At 68.0% G+C, this 18,507-nt stretch carries 17 protein-coding genes and 2 tRNA genes; 14 read left to right on the top strand and 5 right to left on the bottom strand.

Going from position 1 to position 18,507, the window contains the following annotated elements:
- Nucleotide 1 precedes the first annotated feature (1 nt).
- Complete coding sequence (gene dinB, locus R2J76_RS10230) at nt 2–1,135, bottom strand: DNA polymerase IV (RefSeq protein WP_316415749.1); 1,134 nt, start codon at nt 1,133–1,135, stop codon at nt 2–4.
- A gap of 153 nt (nt 1,136–1,288) precedes the next feature.
- Between dinB and R2J76_RS10225 the strand changes: the two genes are divergently transcribed.
- Entirely contained in the window at nt 1,289–2,005 is a 717-nt protein-coding gene (locus R2J76_RS10225) for a DUF6515 family protein (protein ID WP_316415748.1), read from the top strand.
- Here the strand turns inward: R2J76_RS10225 and R2J76_RS10220 are convergent, their stop codons facing one another.
- Nucleotides 2,006–4,429, bottom strand: a complete 2,424-nt coding sequence (locus R2J76_RS10220) for a PAS domain S-box protein (RefSeq protein ID WP_316415747.1) — start codon at nt 4,427–4,429, stop codon at nt 2,006–2,008.
- 227 nt (nt 4,430–4,656) lie between these two features.
- Here R2J76_RS10220 and R2J76_RS10215 point away from each other — a divergent pair, with 227 nt between their 5' ends.
- The 3 genes from R2J76_RS10215 (at nt 4,657) to R2J76_RS10205 (ending at nt 7,058) form a co-directional block, all read left to right on the top strand.
- Nucleotides 4,657–5,505 carry a DUF481 domain-containing protein gene (locus tag R2J76_RS10215; protein ID WP_316415746.1) on the top strand — a complete coding sequence of 283 codons (849 nt, stop codon included), beginning with the start codon at nt 4,657–4,659 and terminating at the stop codon, nt 5,503–5,505.
- A 359-nt stretch (nt 5,506–5,864) separates the two neighbouring features.
- The gene (locus R2J76_RS10210; protein ID WP_316415745.1) at nt 5,865–6,158 is read left to right on the top strand and encodes a hypothetical protein; all 294 of its coding nucleotides are present in this window, start codon (nt 5,865–5,867) and stop codon (nt 6,156–6,158) included.
- Nucleotides 6,159–6,236: 78 nt separating this feature from the next.
- Nucleotides 6,237–7,058 (top strand): tetratricopeptide repeat protein, encoded by an 822-nt coding sequence (locus R2J76_RS10205; protein ID WP_316415744.1) that lies wholly within the window; start codon nt 6,237–6,239, stop codon nt 7,056–7,058.
- 281 nt (nt 7,059–7,339) lie between these two features.
- On the opposite strand, the gene R2J76_RS10200 is transcribed toward R2J76_RS10205, so the two are convergent.
- Nucleotides 7,340–7,414, bottom strand: a tRNA-Cys gene (locus tag R2J76_RS10200).
- Nucleotides 7,415–7,562: 148 nt separating this feature from the next.
- Here R2J76_RS10200 and R2J76_RS10195 point away from each other — a divergent pair.
- Nucleotides 7,563–7,817 carry a hypothetical protein gene (locus R2J76_RS10195; protein WP_316415743.1) on the top strand — a complete coding sequence of 85 codons (255 nt, stop codon included), beginning with the start codon at nt 7,563–7,565 and terminating at the stop codon, nt 7,815–7,817.
- A gap of 150 nt (nt 7,818–7,967) precedes the next feature.
- Nucleotides 7,968–8,111 (top strand): hypothetical protein, encoded by a 144-nt coding sequence (locus tag R2J76_RS10190; protein WP_316415742.1) that lies wholly within the window; start codon nt 7,968–7,970, stop codon nt 8,109–8,111.
- Nucleotides 8,112–8,151: 40 nt separating this feature from the next.
- Here the strand turns inward: R2J76_RS10190 and R2J76_RS10185 are convergent.
- A tRNA-Gly gene (locus R2J76_RS10185) sits at nt 8,152–8,226 on the bottom strand.
- A gap of 36 nt (nt 8,227–8,262) precedes the next feature.
- Nucleotides 8,263–8,649: a Fur family transcriptional regulator gene (locus R2J76_RS10180; protein WP_316415741.1), complete on the bottom strand. Its 387-nt coding sequence runs from the start codon at nt 8,647–8,649 to the stop codon at nt 8,263–8,265.
- Between the two features lie 121 nt (nt 8,650–8,770).
- On the opposite strand from R2J76_RS10180, the gene R2J76_RS10175 reads away from it, so the two are divergent.
- From R2J76_RS10175 to R2J76_RS10140, 8 genes are all read left to right on the top strand, one after another.
- Complete coding sequence (locus R2J76_RS10175) at nt 8,771–10,444, top strand: two-component system sensor histidine kinase NtrB (RefSeq protein ID WP_316415740.1); 1,674 nt, start codon at nt 8,771–8,773, stop codon at nt 10,442–10,444.
- A gap of 146 nt (nt 10,445–10,590) precedes the next feature.
- On the top strand, nt 10,591–11,076 hold the full coding sequence (locus R2J76_RS10170; RefSeq protein ID WP_316415739.1) for an LSm family protein: 486 nt from the start codon (nt 10,591–10,593) through the stop codon (nt 11,074–11,076).
- A 2-nt stretch (nt 11,077–11,078) separates the two neighbouring features.
- Nucleotides 11,079–12,167: a PdxA family dehydrogenase gene (locus R2J76_RS10165; protein WP_316415738.1), complete on the top strand. Its 1,089-nt coding sequence runs from the start codon at nt 11,079–11,081 to the stop codon at nt 12,165–12,167.
- Nucleotides 12,164–13,996 carry a PAS domain-containing protein gene (locus R2J76_RS10160; RefSeq protein WP_316415737.1) on the top strand — a complete coding sequence of 611 codons (1,833 nt, stop codon included), beginning with the start codon at nt 12,164–12,166 and terminating at the stop codon, nt 13,994–13,996. Before R2J76_RS10165 ends, R2J76_RS10160 begins: the two co-directional genes overlap by 4 nt.
- Nucleotides 13,997–14,005: 9 nt before the next feature.
- Nucleotides 14,006–15,406, top strand: a complete 1,401-nt coding sequence (gene glmU / locus R2J76_RS10155) for a bifunctional UDP-N-acetylglucosamine diphosphorylase/glucosamine-1-phosphate N-acetyltransferase GlmU (protein ID WP_316415736.1) — start codon at nt 14,006–14,008, stop codon at nt 15,404–15,406.
- A gap of 48 nt (nt 15,407–15,454) precedes the next feature.
- A complete protein-coding gene (locus R2J76_RS10150; RefSeq protein ID WP_316415735.1) occupies nt 15,455–16,231 on the top strand; it encodes an MlaE family ABC transporter permease in 777 nt (258 codons plus the stop codon).
- 7 nt (nt 16,232–16,238) lie between these two features.
- Nucleotides 16,239–17,036, top strand: coding sequence for an ABC transporter ATP-binding protein (locus tag R2J76_RS10145; RefSeq protein WP_316415734.1), 798 nt, complete (start codon nt 16,239–16,241; stop codon nt 17,034–17,036).
- Nucleotides 17,033–18,505 (top strand): MlaD family protein, encoded by a 1,473-nt coding sequence (locus R2J76_RS10140; protein WP_316415733.1) that lies wholly within the window; start codon nt 17,033–17,035, stop codon nt 18,503–18,505. Before R2J76_RS10145 ends, R2J76_RS10140 begins: the two co-directional genes overlap by 4 nt.
- Nucleotides 18,506–18,507: the final 2 nt, after the last annotated feature.

The following is an 18,507-nucleotide window of genomic DNA, read 5'->3' as shown; positions in this document are numbered from 1 at the left end:
GTCAAAAAAGGGGCCGCGGCGCGCCGCCGGTTCCCGGGGTCACCAGGGACCCGGCCCGCACCCCCAGGAGGCGCAGGCGGCGGTCGAAGGTCACCCGGCGCAGGCAGTCCCGGGCCGCGTCCCTGAGGGCGTCAGGCGACGCCACGGCCCAGCCCAGGGTCACGTCCCGGGAGAGGATGGAGAAATCGTCGAAGCGGAGCTTGATGCCCACGGTCCGGGCGGCGAGGCCCTTGCGCTCCAGGTCCTGGGCCAGGCGCCCGCACAGGTCCAGGAGGATGGCGGTGAGGCGCTCCCGGTCCTCCCGGGGGTGCAGGTCCCGGTCGAAGGTGGTCTCCCGGCTCATGGACTTGGCCTCCCGGACAATGGTGAGGGGGCGCTGGTCCCGGCCGTGGGCCGCGTCCGAAAGCCAGGCCCCGTAGCTCTGCCCGAACCGCTGCAGGAGCAGCGCCGGATCCGCCGCAGCCAGGTCCCCGATGGTGCGGATGCCCAGGGCCTCCAGCTTCGCGGCGGCCTTGGGCCCGATGCCGTTGACGGCCGAGGCCGGCAGGGGCCAGACGCGGGCCGGGATGTCCTCCAGGCCCAGGAGGGTCACCCCGTCGGGCTTCTGCATTTCCGAGGCGATCTTGGACAGAAGCTTGTTGGGCGTGATCCCCACCGAGCAGGTGAGGCCCGTGGCGGCCTTCACCGCCTCCTTCAGGCGCCGGGCCAGTTCCGCCGAGGTCCCCTCCACCTCCGTGAGGTCGATGTAGATCTCGTCGATGCCCCGGTCCTCGATGGCCGGCGCCACCTCGGCCACGGCGGCCTTGAAGGCCCGGGACACCCGGGCGTAGGTTTCGTAGTCCCCCGGCAGGAGGATGGCGTCCGGGGCCAGGGCGGCGGCCTTCATGAGCCCCATGCCCGAGCGCACCCCGAAGGCCCGGGCCGGGTAGGTGCAGGTGGTGACCACCCCCCGCCCCCGGTAGTCCCGCAGGCGCTGGAAGCCCTCCCCCGGAACGGACCGGCGCCCCCCGATGACCACCGGGAGGCCCTTGAGCTCCGGGTACCGCAGCAGTTCCACCGAGGCGAAGTACGCGTCCATGTCCAGGTGGGCGATGCGCCTGGAAGGGCCGGAATCCATGGAATCAGTCGGCAGCATAGGCCTCGCCCCGGGTGGGATGACGAAATTATAGCGAACCTGCGCCTTCCCCGCGAGGGAAGGATTGAACCTGCCCGCCCTTGGCTGCATCTTGGGAACGGAACTCAACCCCCCCCGGCCCGCGGGGGTCCAACATCACGAAAGGAGCGGACCATGGCCATCACCCGCAGGTTCCCCAACGTCCTCCGTTTCGCGGCCCTCTCCCTCATCGCCTGCTCCGCCTTCGCCAGCCAGCCCTGGTTCCGCGGCGGCGGCTCGGCCGGACGAGGAGGCGGCTTCCACCCCGGCGGGGGCTACCACTCCGGCGGGGGCTTCCGGGTCAACCCCGGCGGCTTCCACGGCGGCACCGGCTTCCGGGTCTACGGCAGCGTGGGCGTCCTGCCCCGGGGCTACGCCACCTACCGGTGGGGCGGCTCCCCCTGGTACATGCACGGCGGCCACTGGTACCGCCCCTGGCGGGGCGCCTACGTGGGCTGCTACCCCCCCGTGGGCCTCTTCGTGGACGTGCTGCCCTTCGGCTTTACGGCCGCCTACTACGGCGGCGTGAGGTACTACAGCTACGACGATGTCTACTACCTTGACGCCCCCTCGGGCGGCTACACGGTGGCCGATCCCCCCGACCGGGACGAATTCCCCCGGGAGGCCCCCCCGGCCCCCGAGCACGACGCCCTCCTGGTGAGCCCCCGGGAAGGCCAGAGCGCCGAGCGCATGAAGGCGGACCGCGCCGACGCCCAGCGCTACGCCCGCAAGGTCAGCGGCTACGACCCGGCCTACAGCGATCCCTCCGACCCCGGCACCCCCAGGGCCCGCCGGGCCTACCACAAGGCCCTGAGGTCCTACCTGGAGCAGCGCGGCTACTCGGTGGATTGATCAGGCCTGCCTGAAGAACAGGCGCGCCACGAGCCCCCCGTCCTCCCCGTTCCGGAGGTGGAAGCCCGCGCGGTGCGCCTTCAGGATCCCCACCGCCGCCGCCAGCCCCAGGCCCCGGCCGGGTTCGCGGGTGGTGTAGAAGGGGTCGCACACCAGGCTCAGGCGCTCCGGGGGCACGCCGGGGCCGTCGTCCCGCACCCGCAGGCACACCGCGCCGGCGCCGTGGAACCGGGACAGGGCCCAGAAGCCCTGGTCTGCGGCCGATTCCGCGCCGGTGTGGGTGCGGAGCTGCAGCTGCACCCGGGAGGCGCCGGCCTCCCGGGCATTCTCCAGGAGGGCCGTCACCACCTGCTCGAGCTTGCCCGCATCGCCCAGGACCTGGGGCACGGGCAGGAAGTCCCGCTGGACCTCCAGGCCCGGCACCGCGGGGATGCGCTCCAGCAGGGCCGCCAGGTCCAGGGGCACGGGGCGCACGATGCCGCGCCCCGAGAAGTCGAGCATCTTGCGGGCCAGGACCACGGCCCGGCCCAGGGCGAGGCGGGCCTGGTCCAGCACCTGGGTGAGGTCGTCCTTGCCCCGGGTGAGGAATCCGGCGATCTCGAGGTTGGACTGCACGGCCTGGAACACGTTGTTGAAGTCGTGGGCGATGCCGCCGGCCATGAGCACGAGGCTTTCGGCCTTGCGGGCCCGCGCCTCGCTCTGGGCGGCCAGGTCCACGGCGCTGAGGTCCCGCACCATGGAGAGGATCTGCCGCGGCTCCCCGGGCTCCAGGAGGCCGATGCGCACCTCCACCGGGAAGGTGGTGCCGTCCTTGCGCCGGGTGAGCCCCTCGAAGCGCCGGGATTCGCCGAAATCCAGGCCGTTCCAGATGCGGGCGTACTCCTCCATGGGCATCTCCGGAGACAGGTCCTGCACCCGCATCTCCGCGAATTCCTCCCGGGAGTATCCGGTGAGCCTGGAGGCTTCCCCGTTGGCGAGGAGGATACGGCCCTCCGCATCGAAGAGGACGATGGGGTCCACGGCGTTCTCCACCAGGTTCCGGAAGCGGGCCTCGTCCCTGCGCAGGCTCTCCATGACCTGGATGCGGTCCGTGATGTCCTCCACCAGCGCCAGGTGGCGCGGATCCGCCCCCTCCTCCCGGGGAAGCCGGGCCACCCGCACCCGGCCCCAGACCACGTGGCCGTCCCGGTGGAGGTAGCGCTTCTCCTTGGCGTACTCCTCCACGGCCCCGGAGATCAGCTCCGCCATGGAGACCAGGTCGGAGGCCACGTGGTCGGGGTGGGTCATGGCCAGGAAGGTGCGCTCCTTCAGCTCGGCGGAGGAGTACCCGAGGATCTGCTCCAGGCGCGGGTTCACGGTCAGGAAGCGCCCGGTGGCGGTGTCCACGATGGCCATGCCCACCGGGGCCTTGCGGAAGACGGTCTGGAACCGCGCCTCCGTGTCCCGCAGTTCCCGGGCCATGGCTTCGGCCCTGCGCCGCGCGCGGTCCTCCGCGCCCTGGTACAGGGCCAGCACGGCGCCCAGCCCCAGGCTCAGCACCAGGCCCGCAGCCAGGATCTCCCAATGGTTCCGGTGGCCCGTGGCCGCGAAGAAGGCCGGGCCCGAACGCACCCGCAGGGTCCATTCCCGGTCGCCCACCCTGACCCGGCCCCCCAGCCCCATTCCGCCGGCGCCGGGACGGGATTCGTAGAGCAGCTGCCCGGGCCCGCCCGCGCCGGCGTCGGTGAGGGAGAAGTCGCCCAGCGCCAGGTCCCGGGCCAGGGCCGCCCGGGCCAGGTCCCCCATGCGGAAGGGGATGGAGGTCCACCCCCGGAAGGCGGCCCTGCGCTGGGCCAGGGTCTCCCGGGGCAGGCGGCGGTCGTACACCGGCGCGTAGAGAACGGTTCCGGTCTGCACGTCGGTGCCCGTCTCCTGGTAGAGCACCACCGGCGCCGACAGGGCCAGGATCCCCTGGTCCCGGGCCTTGACCATGGCCTGGCGCCGCACCGGATCGGTCAGCATCTCCCGGCCCAGGGCCCGCAGGTTCCGGTCATCCGCGGGCTCCAGGTAGAGGATGGCGCTGCGGCCCTCCGGGCCCGGCTCCGGATTCCACGCCACGAACCCCAGCCCCTGGACGCCCGGGTAGAGCACCGGAAGGCGCAACCCCTCCACGTAGTCCCGGAACTCCTCCCGGGTCGGCAGGGGCCCCCGCCCCAGGAACCCGCTGGTTCCCAGCAGCACCTCCTCCAGGCTCTTCATGCGGCTCTGCAACTGGCCCGTCATGTCCCGGGCCTGGGCCGCCTGGAGATCCGCCATGCGCCGTTCCTCGGTGCGCTGGGTCAGGGACCACACCCCCGCCGTGATCGCCACCCCGCAAAGGAATCCCGCCAGGGGCCGGAAGAACCTGGGGGGGCGCGCGGGGGGATGGGGTTCGGCCGGAACCATGGTTGTTCACGCTCGGGCGGAGTGGACCGGGTGAAGGGATTTCATCCAATCGATTGAAGAATTATAGGCACGATCCACCGGAAGCACCGGAACGAGTGGAATATTTGGCAATTTCCAATTGTGTGTTCAGACATATTTATTCCCCCGCCCCCCAAACCCCCGCGGGGCGGAATTTGCCAACTCGTCCGTTACGGGGTAAGGTCCGTGAATCCACGATGGGAGCCGCCATGCCACGCACCGCCCTGCCCCTCCTCCTCGTCTCCCTGTCCCTGGCCGCCGCCGAGCCCCCCGCCCAGCCCTGGACCGACAAGGCCAGCCTCTCCATGGTGTCCCTGTCCGGCAACGCCCAGGGCCAGACCCTGGGGCTTTCCAACGAGTTCAAGTACACCGGGCCGGTCTCCTCCTTCGCCTTCAACGCCGGGGCCGTGCGGGTGTCCACCACGACGATCGCCTACTCGGCCGTTGGCACCTCGCCCACCCAGTACGACGTGAAGGAGACCCGCACCACCGTCACCACCGCCGAAAGCTACCTCGCCAACGGGCGGTACGACCACACCATCGACACGGCCTTCTTCGCCTTCGGGGCCCTGGGCTGGGACCGCAACGTCCCCTCCGGCATCTCCAGCCGCACCGTCACCTCGGCGGGCATGGGCTACGCGTGGGTGAAGACCGAAGCCCTGCGCTTCCGCACGGACCTGGGGGGCGGCTACACCCGCATCAAGCCGGTCTTCGAGACCCCGGGTTTCCAGGACAGCTTCGGCACCTGGAACCTCACGGTGGATTTCGCCCGGAAGGCCGGCGCGGCGGGGCTGGTCACCTCCAACCTGGAGGTGTCCACCAGCATGAAGGACACCTCCGCCTACCTCGCCGTGTGGAAGAACGCCTTCACCACGAACCTGGGCAAGCGCCTGGCCCTGAAGGTGGGCTACGACTGCACGTACAACAATGCCCCGGCCTATCTGGCGGTGGACATCCTCCAGGCCGGAGCCGTCCCGCCGGTGGTTTTGGGGAAGGCGCCCGTGAGGTTGAGGAAACTGGACACGGTGCTGACGACGTCGCTGGTGATCAGCTTGTAGCCAGAACCGGGCACTCCAACCCACCCTGGCAATTGACTGCCAGTCATTCTTTTCCCCAGCGCCCCAGCGAGCTCTCTGCGTCCCAGCGTTTGATCTTTTTCTAAAATTTGGCGGGCGATTGTTACAATCGCGCCGAAGGAAAACGGGAAAAAATCAAACGCTGGGGCGCAGAGGGCTCGCTGGGGCGCTGGGAAAAGAAGGATCTGATGGATCTCCGTATTAATCCAAGGCATCACGCAAGCGGATTCCCCCGCCTAGTGGTACCCTCTTGGTAATCCCTCCAACTCACTTTGAATCACCCCTTCCACCGGGCCAGCAAGTCGGATGGCCTTCCTTCTTCGGTCTTCGCGAGGCGGAACATGGACAACGATATAACCCGCTGGGTGGTCATCGCCTTTCTAAACATTCCCCTGTACTTCGGACTTGGCTGGGTGATTTTTCGAACCTGGAGCGACTTCTGGGAATGTGTCCGCTTCTACTTCACTCCCGATTGGTTCTCCATGATCCGGGGTGAACTCATGGAGGACTGGTGGGGGACGATGAAGATCTTTGTCTTTGTCCTGCTCTGCATTGGAGCCGTCTACGGCGAACACTCGTTTTTCTTCGGCGCCAAACACCCCATACGGGAGACACTAGAAACAATGCCATCATAGCAATGGCTGCAAAAGGCAATGAGAAATCATTAAAGGAACAGGTCAAACGCACAGTGAAAATTTGCCAAAAGGTGCTACATGCATTATATCACCATTGATTTAAATAATTGGTTCAAAAAAATGCATAGCATCATGAAATCAACACAGCTATTCTCAGATAGACTCCCATGCACATTCTACCCCAACTATTTCCGGGGTATATCTTATGGATTAATGTTAATTGTTTGTTGCAAATGCAATTATTTTGAAAATCCTCAATCCGCTAACTTCCACAAACAGGAAAAACTAGCAATAAGTGGTGACCCAGATGCTCAAAATTGGATTGGAAATAGATATTCAAATGGAGACTTTGGAATTACCCAAAACCTACCACTAGCTTACGAGTGGTGCAAAAAAGCGGCAGAGCACAATATGCCTGATGCACAATACTCGCTAGCCGTCATGTACCTATATGGGAGTGGCATCAATAAAGACTTTTCGATGGCCGTAAATTGGTTTAAGCGTTGTGCAAATAATGGATATGGGAAGTGGCAGACGGATGCCCAGGCGCAATTGGCACTCATATATTTAAAAGGCGTTGACGTTAAAAAGGATATGCCTGAATCCCTGAAATGGAGTACAAAGGCTGCGATCCAAGGCCATCCAGAAGCATGCTATGCATTGGCAATGTGGCATCTACGCCCAAGACACACTGCCGAGGATCAGTACATTGCAAAATCGCTTTTGGAGTACGCAGCCTCCAAAGGCATTCCTGAAGCGCAATACACGTTGGCCATATATCTTTGGAGGGGAAAATACATAGAGCATGACCTCAACGCGGCCAAGGGCTGGGCAGAGAAAGCCGCAGCTCAGAACTATTCGAAGGCAATTTCATTGCTTGAAACGATGCCGCGAAATTGATTGGCGACTTTCACGGACAGCCTGCGTTTCAGGGCTGCAAAGCGACACCAGAATCCACTTGGGCCAATGCTCGAGGCGCCAGAGGACAGCCTCTTCCAGCGGCGCGGGAGCCTGCTCGACCTGATTTCCAGGCTTCAGGCAGCACACTCCAAGGCGCACTCCGGACTGAATGCCGGAAACCACGCAATTTCCCACGACCCTCACTCCCAACCGGTCCATCTGGCGGTGTACCCAGTAACAAAAGGGCCACCCGCTAGGATGGCCCTGATTCTTGCCTTTGCTGGAGGCGCCGATCGGAATCGAACCGATGAATGGCAGATTTGCAGTCTGCGGCCTTACCACTTGGCTACGGCGCCGGAGAGGCTATGTTACCACAGGCGGAGCGATTCGCCTCCCCCAATCTCGCGGGCGGGCATGTCCCGACGGGCTGGTGGCGGGGCTTGGGGGGCGGGAACGGGCGGAGGGACGTATATTGGGGCATCCCCCCGTGATCCGGAGGTCCCCGTGGCCGTCCTGGATGTGTGCAACCTCTGCGGAGGGCAAGGGTTTCTGCACTATCACCTGGAGGAGGGGGTGAAGGCGGGAGGCTGCCCGGCCTGCCATGGGGCGGGGTTCGTGGAGGGGTGGAGGCAGGGGATGGCCGATGGGCCGGAGCACAGACGGTGCCTGCGGGGGCCCATGCGGCGGCTGGACGAGGAGGGCATCCGGCTCACCCTGCGGGTGCGGGCGGAACGGGAATTCCGGGCGGACGGTAGCTGAGCGGCGCGGGGCCGGGAATTCTTCCCGCCCCCCTCGCGTAAGCCCTCGATTTGCCTAAATTGGGGGAACACCGCAGGTCTGGTAGGGGGAGGCGTCATGTCGCGTACCTCGCAGCAAACCGTCCAATGCAAGGGCTGTCGAAGAATCTACGTGAACGCGCTCTGGATGCGGGAGCGCAGGGAGTACCACGTCACGTACCGCGTCAGCGTCTGCCCCCAGTGCATCGATCTGGGCGGGCACCGGCCGCTGCCGCGGGAATACACGCCGCCCCCCAGGAACCCCGGGCGGATCTGACCCCAATGCGATCAGGGCCTCCGAGGAGGCCCTGATTTTTTGGAGCGGGTGAAGGGATTTGAACCCTCGACTTCAACCTTGGCAAGGTTGCACTCTACCACTGAGTTACACCCGCGGTGGAAATTCAATACTACCACGTCCCGGGGGAACGTCAACCCTCATTTGCTCGGCGGCAGGCGGGACAGATTCCGAAAAGGTTGAGCTGATGGCGAGTTATGCGGTAGCCGCTGAGCTTTTCCATGCCGGCGAGGCTGGTCTCGATGCCGCAGGCGTCCACCTCCACCATCCGGCCGCAGGTTTCGCAGGAGAGGTGGTGGTGGTGGCTGGAGGAGCGGCACAGCACGAAGCGCATCACCTGGTCCGCGCCCATGAGGCTTTCGGCCCAGCCTTCGTTCACGAAGCGCTCCAGGTTGCGGTACACGGTGGGGATCCCGGAGCGGCCCTTCTCCAGGCGCTCCCAGATCTCCTCCACCCGCAGGGGGCGGTCCGCGGCCTGCAGGACCTTGAGGATGGCCTCCCGCTGGGGGGTCTGGCGCATGCCTGCGGCCCTTAGCGACGGGGTCTGGGGGTGGGCATGGTCGGCGTGGGACATGGTCCCAGCATGCCAAAAAAGGCGCTCCCTGAGACAAATTTCTCGGGAATTCGGGCATCCTTACCCCATGACGCTCCAGGATACGGCCCCCAAAGCCGCGCGGGATTCCGGCCCTCCCTTCCTTCCGCTGGCCTTCAGGCTGGCGGCCTCCTTCGGGCTGGCCGTGCTGCACCTGGCCCTGCCCGGGGAAGGGCCGGCGCCGGCGGCGGAGGGCCTCTACCTGGCCCTGCTGGGCGCGCTCTTCCTGGAAAGCGTCTGGGAGGCCGCCCGGAGCCGAACCCTGGGCGGCGCCCCCTTCGCCACCCCCTCCCCCGTGTGGGTGCGCGTGAACCTCATCCTGGACCTGGCCCTGGTGACCCTCATCATCGCCTTCCAAGGCGTGGACCAGGAGCGCCTGGCCACCATCTACATCTTCCCGGTGCTGGCCTCGGCGTTCTACCTGCACCTCGCCGAGATCGTCGCGGTGGGCCTGCTCAGCTCCGTGTCCCACATCGCCTGCGTCCTGCTCTTCACCTCCGGGACCCTGCCGCATTTCGGCCACTCCGGCCCCCTGGGGGTGGAGCCCTACCAGCTGGCCTACATCCTCGGCTTCGCGTCCCTGCAGATCTTCGGGGCGACCCTGGTGGTGGTGGTGATCCGCAGCCACATGGAGGGGCTGCGCACGGACCTGACCCGCAGCGAGGCCGTGGTGGACGAGCTGAGCGCGCTGTACCGGCGGGTCTTCGAGTCCATGTTCTCGGGCCTCATCACCGCCGACCTGCAGGGGCGCATCACGTCGGCCAATCCGGCCGCGGAGAAGATCCTCCATGCCAGCCTGGTGCCGGGCTCGCCCATCGGGCCCTTCGGGTTCGGGAACCTGCGGGACCTGGGGCACCAGGTCAAGGAGCAGCGCTTCGAGATCAGCTTCCAGGCCGCGGACGGAGGCCGGCGCATCGTGGGCGGAAACCTGGCCCCGCTGCTGGGCGGCGAGGGCGAACCCACGGGGCACCTGCTGGTCTTCCAGGACCTCACCGACCTGAAGGCCCTGGAGGAGCGCACCCGCATCTCGGAGCGCATGGCCACCGTGGGCGAGCTCAGCAGCGAGATGGCCCACGAGCTGCGCAACCCCCTGGCCTCCATCCTGGGCTGCGTGCAGCTCCTCAAGCAGGGCGAACAGCCCCGGGCCATGCGGGACCGGGTCCTCACCATCCTCCTGCGGGAATCCGAGCGCGTGAGTTCCATCGTGACCGACTTCCTGGACTTCACCCGCCCCCGGCCCGTGCGGATCCAGCCCATCGGCCTGGACGCGGTGACCGACGAGCTGAAGGCCAGCTGGGAAACCGACCCCCGCACCGCGGGCCTCGCCCTGGAGGTGGAGGACCCCCCCGGCGCCGCGGTGCTGGGCGACCCGGCCTGGGCCCACCAGGTCTTCACCAACCTCCTGAGCAACGCCCGCAAGGCGGTGCGGGGCGTGCCGGAGCCCGCCATCCGGGTGGGCTTCCGCCTCCAGGGCGCCTTCGTGGAGGCCACGGTGGCCGACAACGGGTGCGGCATGACGGAGGATCGCCTCCGCACGATCTTCATGCCTTTCTCAAGCGGCTTCGAGGAGGGCACCGGGCTGGGCATGAGCCTGGTATTCCAGTTCACCCAGCAGATGGATTGGACCATCCAGGTGAAAAGCACCCCGGGCGCGGGCACCACCGTGACCCTGAAAATTCCGCTGGCTCCGGGAACTTTTTCGCCGGTCGCAAAATACCAATAATGATTTGTGCGAAGGGGCCGGAAAACCTTGCCAATTCCCCTGGAAGGTGGGACATTGCCATTACTTTTTGACCTCGGGCCCAGGGTAGGGGAATTCCCAAAGAGGATTAACCAACCCTTGTCTTTTTAGTGTTTTCAGGATCCACGATGAACCGCAAGCTCATTCGCCCCAATCTGACCGCCATCAAGGAAAAAATCGGGCGCACCCCCAAGGCCCAGGCCCCGGCCGACGCGCCCACCGTCGTCAAGCCGCCGGCGGAAGCGGTCATCGCGGGCAACGGCGCCGCCAGCCCTGACGCGGCGAGCCTGCCCCAGGGCACCGGCAGCCCCCGCCGGAAGATCGCCCCCCCCGAGCAGACCAACGCCGAGAGCTTCTACTACCTCAAGCAGATGCAGTCCAAGACCCCCATGGTGATCGTGCTCCAGGACGACGAGAAGCTCCGGGGCGTCATCGAGTGGTACGACAAGCACTGCCTGAAGATCAACCGCGTCAAGGAACCCAACGTGCTCGTCCCCAAGCACAACATCAAGTACATCTACAAGGCCGACGAGGAGCCCCGCATCCGCCGCAGCCGCGGGGGCAAGAAGGACGAGGCGTCCTCCCCCGACGTGGAACTGCCCCTCTACGACTGATCATGACCCTGCCCCGCATCGTCGTCACGCTGGGCGATCCCTGTGGGATCGGGCCCGAGCTCCTGCTGCGCACCCTGCCCCGGCTGGCCTCCCGGGCCGACCTGGTGGTGGCCGGGGCCCGGGCCGGCGTGGACCTGCTGGCCGGGGGCCCCGTGCCCTTCGCCTGGGAGGGGGACCGCCTCGCCACGGGCGGATGCAGCGTCCCCTGGATCGATCCCACCCCGCACATCACCCCCCGGGACCTGGTGCTGGGCCAGGGCGGCGCGGCCTCGGGCCTGGCGGCGGTGGAAGGGGTGCGGGCCGGGGCCCTGCGGGTGCAGGGGGGTCTGGGCGACGCCCTGGTGACCCTGCCCCTGTCCAAGGCCGCCGCCCACGCCGCGGGCTTCCCCATTCCCGGGCACACGGAATTCCTCCAGGGCCTGGCGGGCTCCCCCCTGACGCGCATGGCCTTCGCCAGCCCCGGACTGTGCGTGGTGCTCCACACCGTGCACCAGAGCCTGCGTTCGGTGGTGGAGGGCCTGGACGAGGCCGCCGTGGCCGAGACCCTCTCCTTCGCCGCGGACCGCTTCGCCCAGTTCGCGGGGCGCCCCGGCCTGCGGGTGGCCCTGTGCGCCCTCAACCCCCACGCCGGGGAGGGCGGCGCCTTCGGCCACGAGGAGGCCATCCTGGAGCGCGCCCTGGACCGGGCCCGGGCGGCCTGCGCGGAGGGCGCCTGGGCCCATGTGCCCTCCCCCTTCCCCCCGGGCCCGGCCCCCGCGGGCTGGGAGCTGTACCCGGGCCGTCCCGCCCGGGGGGGCGGCGTTCCGGAATTCTCCGGCCCCCACCCCGCCGACACCGTCTTCCTGCGGGCCTGGCGCGGCGAATTCGACCTGGTGGTGGCCCTGTACCACGACCAGGGCCTGATCCCCGTCAAGGTCCTCGAACCCGAGACGGCCGTGAACCTCACCCTGGGCCTGCCCTACGTGCGCACCTCCCCGGACCACGGCACCGCCTTCGCCATCGCCGGAAGGTGGCAGGCGGACCCCGCCAATTTCCTGCAGGCCGCGGACCTGGCCATCAGGCTTGCCGCACGGGCCAGGGGGGGCGCGTGAGGAGCCAGGATCTGCTGCTGGCCCTCCTCCTGGCGGTGCCGCCCTGGGTGGGCTTCCTCACCTACCGGTGGAAGGGGCGCGTGGGGATCAGCTACGGCTACTTCCTGGGCGGCATCCTGGCCATTCTCGCCATCCCCTGGCCCGCCCTGGGCACCCGGGGGCTGCCCTCGGCCCACCTGGGCGGGGCCCTGCTGGGGTTCACCCTCTTCCTCCAGGCCAACCGGGACGGCCGCAACGGCGTGCGGCGGCTGGCGGTGGGCGTGGGCGGATCCACCCTGTTCGCATGGGTGCTGGGCAACCTGCTGGGCATGGACATGCGGAGCGTCCTGGCCTTCTGGGGCACCGCCATCCTGGAGGGCAGCCTCTGGCTGCTCCTGTCGGACCTGGGCTACCGCCTCACCAAGGGCCGGTGGCTCTCCATCCGCATGCCCGCGGCGGGGGGTGCGGCCTTCCTCACGGCCACGGCCATCTACCACCTGTTCACCCTGGGGGTCCCGCCCCTGTCCTGGGCCGCCTCGCTCCTGGCCGGCATCCTCCTGGGGCTGGTCGCCCTCCACCAGCTGGTGTGGCTCCGGGACCAGGGCATCTGGGTGGAGGGGCGCGGGGACGGCTTCCGCACCGCCCTTTCGGCCCTGGAAGGCGACCGGCCTCCCGAGGGCCCCACCCTCGCCTACGCCATCGAGGCCCGCCAGCCCATGTTCCTGGTGAACGAGAAGGGCATGCTCCTGGAGACCAACACGGCCTTCAGCCGCCTGGTGGGACTGCCCCGCCACCAGATGAAGGGCTTCCTGGTCCAGGACCTCTTCCAGGGGACCGAGATCCCCACCTGGGACAGCCTGCGCGCCGACCTCCTCCAGGACTCCCGGGCCCAGGCCACGGCCACCCTGGTCCGCCGGAACTCCAGTTTCCAGACGGTGCGCCTGGAGGCGGTGGCCTTCGACCGGAACATCGCCCTGGTGTGGATCGCCGACACCGGCCCCGGAAGCCTCGCCCTGCGCGGGGAGGGCGTGGTGCCGCGCTATTCCCCGGCCCTCCCGGCCCGCAACGGGGCGCCGCACCGGCTTCCCGCCGTCCCCGCCCTGGAGGCCATGCTGCCCAGGATCCAGCGGATGCTGCCCGAAGGCATCACCGCCGCCCTGCGCCTGGAGCCCGTGACCCTCCTCCTGGAGGAGGAACCCCTGCGCAGGGCCGCCACCCAGATGCTGCTCCACGGACGCCAGGGCCTCCGGGAGGGCACCCTGACCCTGACCCTGTCGGCCACGGCCCTCGCCGGGCGGCCCTGGGCGCAGCTGGGCCTGGAACGCTCGGGACCGGCCGCGGGCGGGGAGGGGGACTTCCTGGGCCTGGGCTGGCTCCACAAGACCGTCCAGGAGTGCTCGGGGATCCTGGAGCTGGACCAGGACGACCGCGGCTTCCTCACGCCCCGGGCCCTGCTGCCCTGCCTTCCCGCGGAAGCGGAAGCCGCGCCGGGACTCCTGTCGGGACGGAACCTCTGGATCCTGCACCGGGATCCCGCCATCCGGGCCGACCTGGCCGCGGCGGTGTCCGAGGCCGGCGGCGCCCCGGTGGCCCTGGGCCAGCTGCGGGACCTCCTGAAGGCCTCCCGTCGCGGGACGCTGCCCGACGTGCTGGTGCTGGAGCGCACGCCCGCCCTGGAGCGCTGGCAGGGCCGCCTTTGCGCGCTGGCCGGCCGGAACATCCCCGCCCTCCTCCTGGACGACGGGCGCCCCCTGCCCCAGGGGGAACGCGCCCCCCGGCGCCTGGTGCTGCTGGAAAGGCCCTTCCCGGGCCCCGATTTCATTGCCTGTATCCTTGCCTTGTTGCAGTAGGAGCCACCCATGCCCACCCTCGCCCTCATCCTCGCCGCCGGCCTCGGCAAGCGCATGAAGTCCTCCCTGCCCAAGGTGCTGCACCCCATCCTGGGCGATCCCTCCCTCCTGTGGGTGCTCCGGGCCCTGCCGCCGGAGGTGGGCCACGCGGTGGTGGTGGTGCACCACGGCAAGGAGCAGGTGGAGGCGGCCCTGGCCTCCTGGGCCAAGGCGGGCCTCCTGCCCTGCCCGGCCACCACCGTGGACCAGGGCGAGCCCCTGGGCACCGGCCACGCCGTGGCCCGGGCCATCCCGGAACTGGACCGCCTGGGCGCGGAGCGCGTGGTGATCCTCTGCGGGGACGTGCCCCTCATCCGCCGCGAGACCGTGGCGGCCCTGGCCCGGTCCGAAGGGTCGATCCTGGCCATGGACCTGGACGACCCCGCCGGCTACGGCCGGGTCCTGGAGGAGGACGGCGCCCTGCGGTCCCTGGTGGAGCACAAGGACGCCCCGGAGGCCGTGCGCGCCATCCGCCGGGTCAACGGCGGCGCCTACGCGCTGCCCTGGGCCCCCCTGCGGGAGGCCCTGGGAAGGCTCACCAACGCCAACGCCCAGGGCGAGTACTACCTCACCGACGCCGTCATGGACGTGGCCTCCAAGGTGCGGGTGGCCGTGGACCTCTGCGAGCCCTCCGAGATGATGGGCATGAACTCCCGGGTGGACCAGGCCACGCTCCAGCGCTTCGCCCAGGAGCGGGTGAACCGCGCCTGGATGGAGGCGGGGGTGACCTTCCTGGATCCGGCGGCGACCCTGGTGGGCCCCCGGGTGGAGCTGGGCCAGGACGTGGTCCTGGCCCCCGGCGCGCGCCTGGAGGGCGAGGTGACGGTGGGCGCCTCCACCCAGGTGGGCCAGGGCGTCGTCATCACCGACAGCGCCCTCGCCGAGGGCGTGGAGGTGCGCCCCTACTGCGTCATCAACCGGTCCAAGGTGGGCCCGGGGGCCATGGTGGGCCCCTTCGCGCACCTGCGGGAAGGCACGGTGCTGGACGCGGGCGTGCACATGGGCAATTTTGTGGAAACCAAGAAATCCCACCTGCACGCGGGCGCCAAGGCCAACCACCTGAGCTACCTGGGCGACTGCGAAGTGGGCGAGCGCACCAATATCGGCGCGGGCCTCATCACCTGCAATTATGACGGTTTCAACAAGCACCGCACCCACATCGGGAAGGACGTGTTCGTGGGCTCGGATTGCCAACTGGTGGCTCCAATCACCCTTGGCGACGGCTGCCTCATCGGGGCCGGATCCACGCTCACCCAGGACGTGCCCGCGGACGCCATCGCCCTCACCCGGGCGCCGCTCACCGTGCGGGATGGCGGGGCCAGCCGCCTGCGGACCCGGCTGAAGGCAATCAAGCAGGGAACGAAGCGATAGGGTAGAGTGGTACCGTGGTTCCTTCACCCGCCCCCTCCCAGGAAGCGAATGATCAACAGGCTCCTTGAACAGATCGGCGCCAAGATCCTCGAGATCCTCGAGGAAGTGGGCGACCTCGTGACCCTGGGGTTCCGCACCTTCGGGGGCTTCTTCCGCAAGCCCTTCGACGGGCCGAATTTCCTCTACCAGCTCCAGGCCGTGGGAGTCAATTCCGTGCCGGTGGTGGTGCTCACGTCCATCGCGGTGAGCATGGTGTTCGCGGTGCAGCTCTCCTTCGGGTTCAAGCAGTTCCAGGCCGAGGGCCTGGCCGGCCAGGTGGAGGGCCTCGCGGTGGTGCGGGAACTGGCCCCGGTGATCACGGGGCTCATGATGGCCGGCCGCGTGGGTTCGGCCATGGCCGCCGAACTGGGCACCATGCAGGTCACGGAGCAGATCGACGCCCTGGAATGCCTGGCCACGGACCCCGTGCACTACCTCTTCGTTCCCCGGGTGCTGGCGAGCCTCGTGATGCTTCCGCTGCTCACGGGCCTGGCCATCTACGTGGGGTACCTGGGCGGCTACGTCCTGCTGGTGTGGGTGCAGGGCCAGAGCGCCTTCGTCTACAGCCAGGACTTCTTCAAGCTCATCAAGGGGCGGGACCTCATCATCGCCCTCATCAAGGGGCTGTCGTTCGGCCTGATCATCTCCATGGTGGGGTGCTGGCGGGGCTACCGCACCCGGGGCGGCGCCGAGGGCGTGGGCAACGCGCCCACCTCCAGCGTCGTGACCTCCAGCCTCTGGATCCTGGTCACCGACTTCTTCCTCACCAAGCTCCTCCTCGTCTGAGCCGCCCGTGCCTGTCATCGACGTCGTCAATCTCTCCAAGTCCTTCGGGAAGCTCACCGTCCTCTCCGACGTCAACCTGGCGGTGGAGGAGGGCGAGAGCCTGGTGATCCTGGGCGGCAGCGGCACCGGCAAGACGGTGCTCCTGCGCTGCATCATGGGGCTCCTGCGGCCCGATTCCGGCCACGTGGCCATGGACGGCCGGGTCATCCAGACCATGACCCGCGACCAGCTGTTCGAGGCGCGCAAGGAGATCGGCATGTGCTTCCAGATGGCCGCGCTCTTCGATTCCATGACCGTGGAGCAGAACGTGGGCTTCGCCCTGAAGCGCCACACGTCCATGACCAGGGCCGAGATCCTGGACCGGGTGGACGAGTGCCTGAACCTCGTGGGGCTCAAGGGCACCAACCGCCTGCGGCCCTCGGAGCTCTCGGGCGGCATGAAGCGGCGCGTGGGGTTCGCCCGGGCCATCGCCCTCAAGCCCAAGATCCTCCTCTTCGACGAGCCCACCACCGGCCTGGACCCCGTGATGACCGACGTCATCGGCCGGATCATCATGGACCTCAAGCAGGAGCTGGGCGTCACCAGCATCACCATCACCCACGATCTCAAGAGCGCCTTCGCCATCGCCGACCGCATCGCCCTGCTGTTCCGGGGCAAGTGCCTGGCGGTGCAGAAGCCCGACGACTTCCGGGTGAACCCCCACGAGGTCATCCAGCAGTTCCTCCGGGGCGACGCCGACGGTCCCTTCCTGCAGGACCCGCCGCCGCCCTCCAAGAAGCCTTCCCAGCCCGAGGCCCGCCCATGAGCATGAAACTGGAAACGAAAGTCGGAGCGTTCTTCGTCGCGAGCATCGGCGTGCTGGGCATCCTCATCCTGCGCATGGAGAAGCTCGAGCTCTTCGGCGGCAACGGCCAGAACCACGTGTCCACCTCCTTCGCCCAGGTGGCGGGCCTGAGCCTCCAGAGCAAGGTGCGGGTCGCGGGCGTGCCCGTGGGCGCCGTGACCACCATCGAGCTCCAGGGCAAAACGGCCCGGGTCGTGCTCTCCCTGCCCCAGGAGTTCCACATCTACAAGGACGCCGCGGCCTCCCTGAGCTCCATCGGCATCCTGGGCGAGAAGTACATCGAGCTGGACCCCGGCCACCCCGAGGCCGGGCCCCTGCCCAACGACGGCACCATCCCCAGCAGGGCCGGCATGGGCATGGACACGATCATGGAATCGCTCGGCTCCATCAGCCAGGACGTCAAGAGCATCACCGGCGCCCTGAACAAGAGCATCGGCGGCGAGGAGGGCCGGGCCAAGCTGGACGAGATCGTGGACAACATCCGCGTGCTCACCGGCGAATTCCGGGCCATGAGCCAGGAGAACCACGGCGCCATCAACGCCACCATGGCCAACGTCCAGCAGATGAGCGGCGAGCTCCGGGAACGCCTGCCCCGGCTGGCCCAGCAGTTCGAGGACCTGGGCAAGAACCTCAACGCCATGGTGAACGACGGGCGGCCCGAGCTCAACGGCATCCTCAAGGACGTCCGCAAGCTCTCCGCCGACCTCCACGTGACGGTGGACAACGTCAACCAGATCACCGGGAAGATGAACCGCGGCGAAGGCACCATCGGCAAGCTGCTCAACGACGAGACCACCGTCCAGAAGATCAACCTGGCCGTGGACAACGTCAATTCCATGCTGGGCGGATGGAAAGCCATGGACCTCAACCTGGACCTGAACGGGGCCCGGTGGACCAAGCGCGGCGATTCCAAGGTGGGCATCGGCATCGATATCGTGCCCTCCCGCGATCATTGGTATTCCCTGGAGCTGGCCTCCACCCCCGACGGCAAGATCTCCGAATCCACGCACACCGCCACCGTCATCGATCCCAAGACCGGCCTCCCCACCCAGGTTTCGGTGGCCGAGCGTTCCATCAACGTCGACCAGACCTTCACCGTTTCGGCCCAGTTCGCCAAGCGCATCGCCGAGAACTACGTCTTCACCGCGGGCCTCGTGGAAGGCCGGGGCGGCGTGGGCGCCGAGTTCCGGGCCTTCAACGACCGCCTGCGCTTCGGCGGCCTCGCCTACGATTTCACAAAGCGGACCGACAAGCCCAACCCCCGCTACCGCCTCACCACCAGCTACCAGTTCTACAAGGGCTTCTACGCCATGGCCGGGCTCCAGGATATCGCCAACGCCGACCTGCGCACCTTCTTCGTGGGCGGCGGCATCCGGTGGAAGGACGAGGACCTCAAAAAGCTTGTGGGCCTCGCCAGCATCGGGAAATAATG

The sequence above is a fragment of the Mesoterricola silvestris genome (assembly GCF_030295405.1).
Taxonomy (GTDB): Bacteria; Acidobacteriota; Holophagae; order Holophagales; family Holophagaceae; genus Mesoterricola; species Mesoterricola silvestris.
The sequence above is the reverse complement of the archived record's forward strand: the minus strand, read 5'-3'. Positions and strand labels throughout refer to the sequence as shown.

Excerpts from the sequence above, each read along its gene's own strand:
- R2J76_RS10205 (WP_316415744.1), top strand. The coding sequence starts at position 6,237 with ATGCATTATATCACCATTGATTTAAATAATTGGTTCAAAAAAATGCAT.
- R2J76_RS10215 (WP_316415746.1), top strand. The coding sequence starts at position 4,657 with ATGCCACGCACCGCCCTGCCCCTCCTCCTCGTCTCCCTGTCCCTGGCC.
- R2J76_RS10175 (WP_316415740.1), top strand. The coding sequence starts at position 8,771 with ATGACGCTCCAGGATACGGCCCCCAAAGCCGCGCGGGATTCCGGCCCT.
- R2J76_RS10150 (WP_316415735.1), top strand. The coding sequence starts at position 15,455 with ATGATCAACAGGCTCCTTGAACAGATCGGCGCCAAGATCCTCGAGATC.
- dinB (WP_316415749.1), bottom strand. The coding sequence starts at position 1,135 with ATGCTGCCGACTGATTCCATGGATTCCGGCCCTTCCAGGCGCATCGCC.
- R2J76_RS10165 (WP_316415738.1), top strand. The coding sequence starts at position 11,079 with ATGACCCTGCCCCGCATCGTCGTCACGCTGGGCGATCCCTGTGGGATC.
- R2J76_RS10210 (WP_316415745.1), top strand. The coding sequence starts at position 5,865 with ATGGACAACGATATAACCCGCTGGGTGGTCATCGCCTTTCTAAACATT.
- R2J76_RS10140 (WP_316415733.1), top strand. The coding sequence starts at position 17,033 with ATGAGCATGAAACTGGAAACGAAAGTCGGAGCGTTCTTCGTCGCGAGC.
- R2J76_RS10225 (WP_316415748.1), top strand. The coding sequence starts at position 1,289 with ATGGCCATCACCCGCAGGTTCCCCAACGTCCTCCGTTTCGCGGCCCTC.
- R2J76_RS10170 (WP_316415739.1), top strand. The coding sequence starts at position 10,591 with ATGAACCGCAAGCTCATTCGCCCCAATCTGACCGCCATCAAGGAAAAA.
- glmU (WP_316415736.1), top strand. The coding sequence starts at position 14,006 with ATGCCCACCCTCGCCCTCATCCTCGCCGCCGGCCTCGGCAAGCGCATG.
- R2J76_RS10220 (WP_316415747.1), bottom strand. The coding sequence starts at position 4,429 with ATGGTTCCGGCCGAACCCCATCCCCCCGCGCGCCCCCCCAGGTTCTTC.
- R2J76_RS10180 (WP_316415741.1), bottom strand. The coding sequence starts at position 8,649 with ATGCGCCAGACCCCCCAGCGGGAGGCCATCCTCAAGGTCCTGCAGGCC.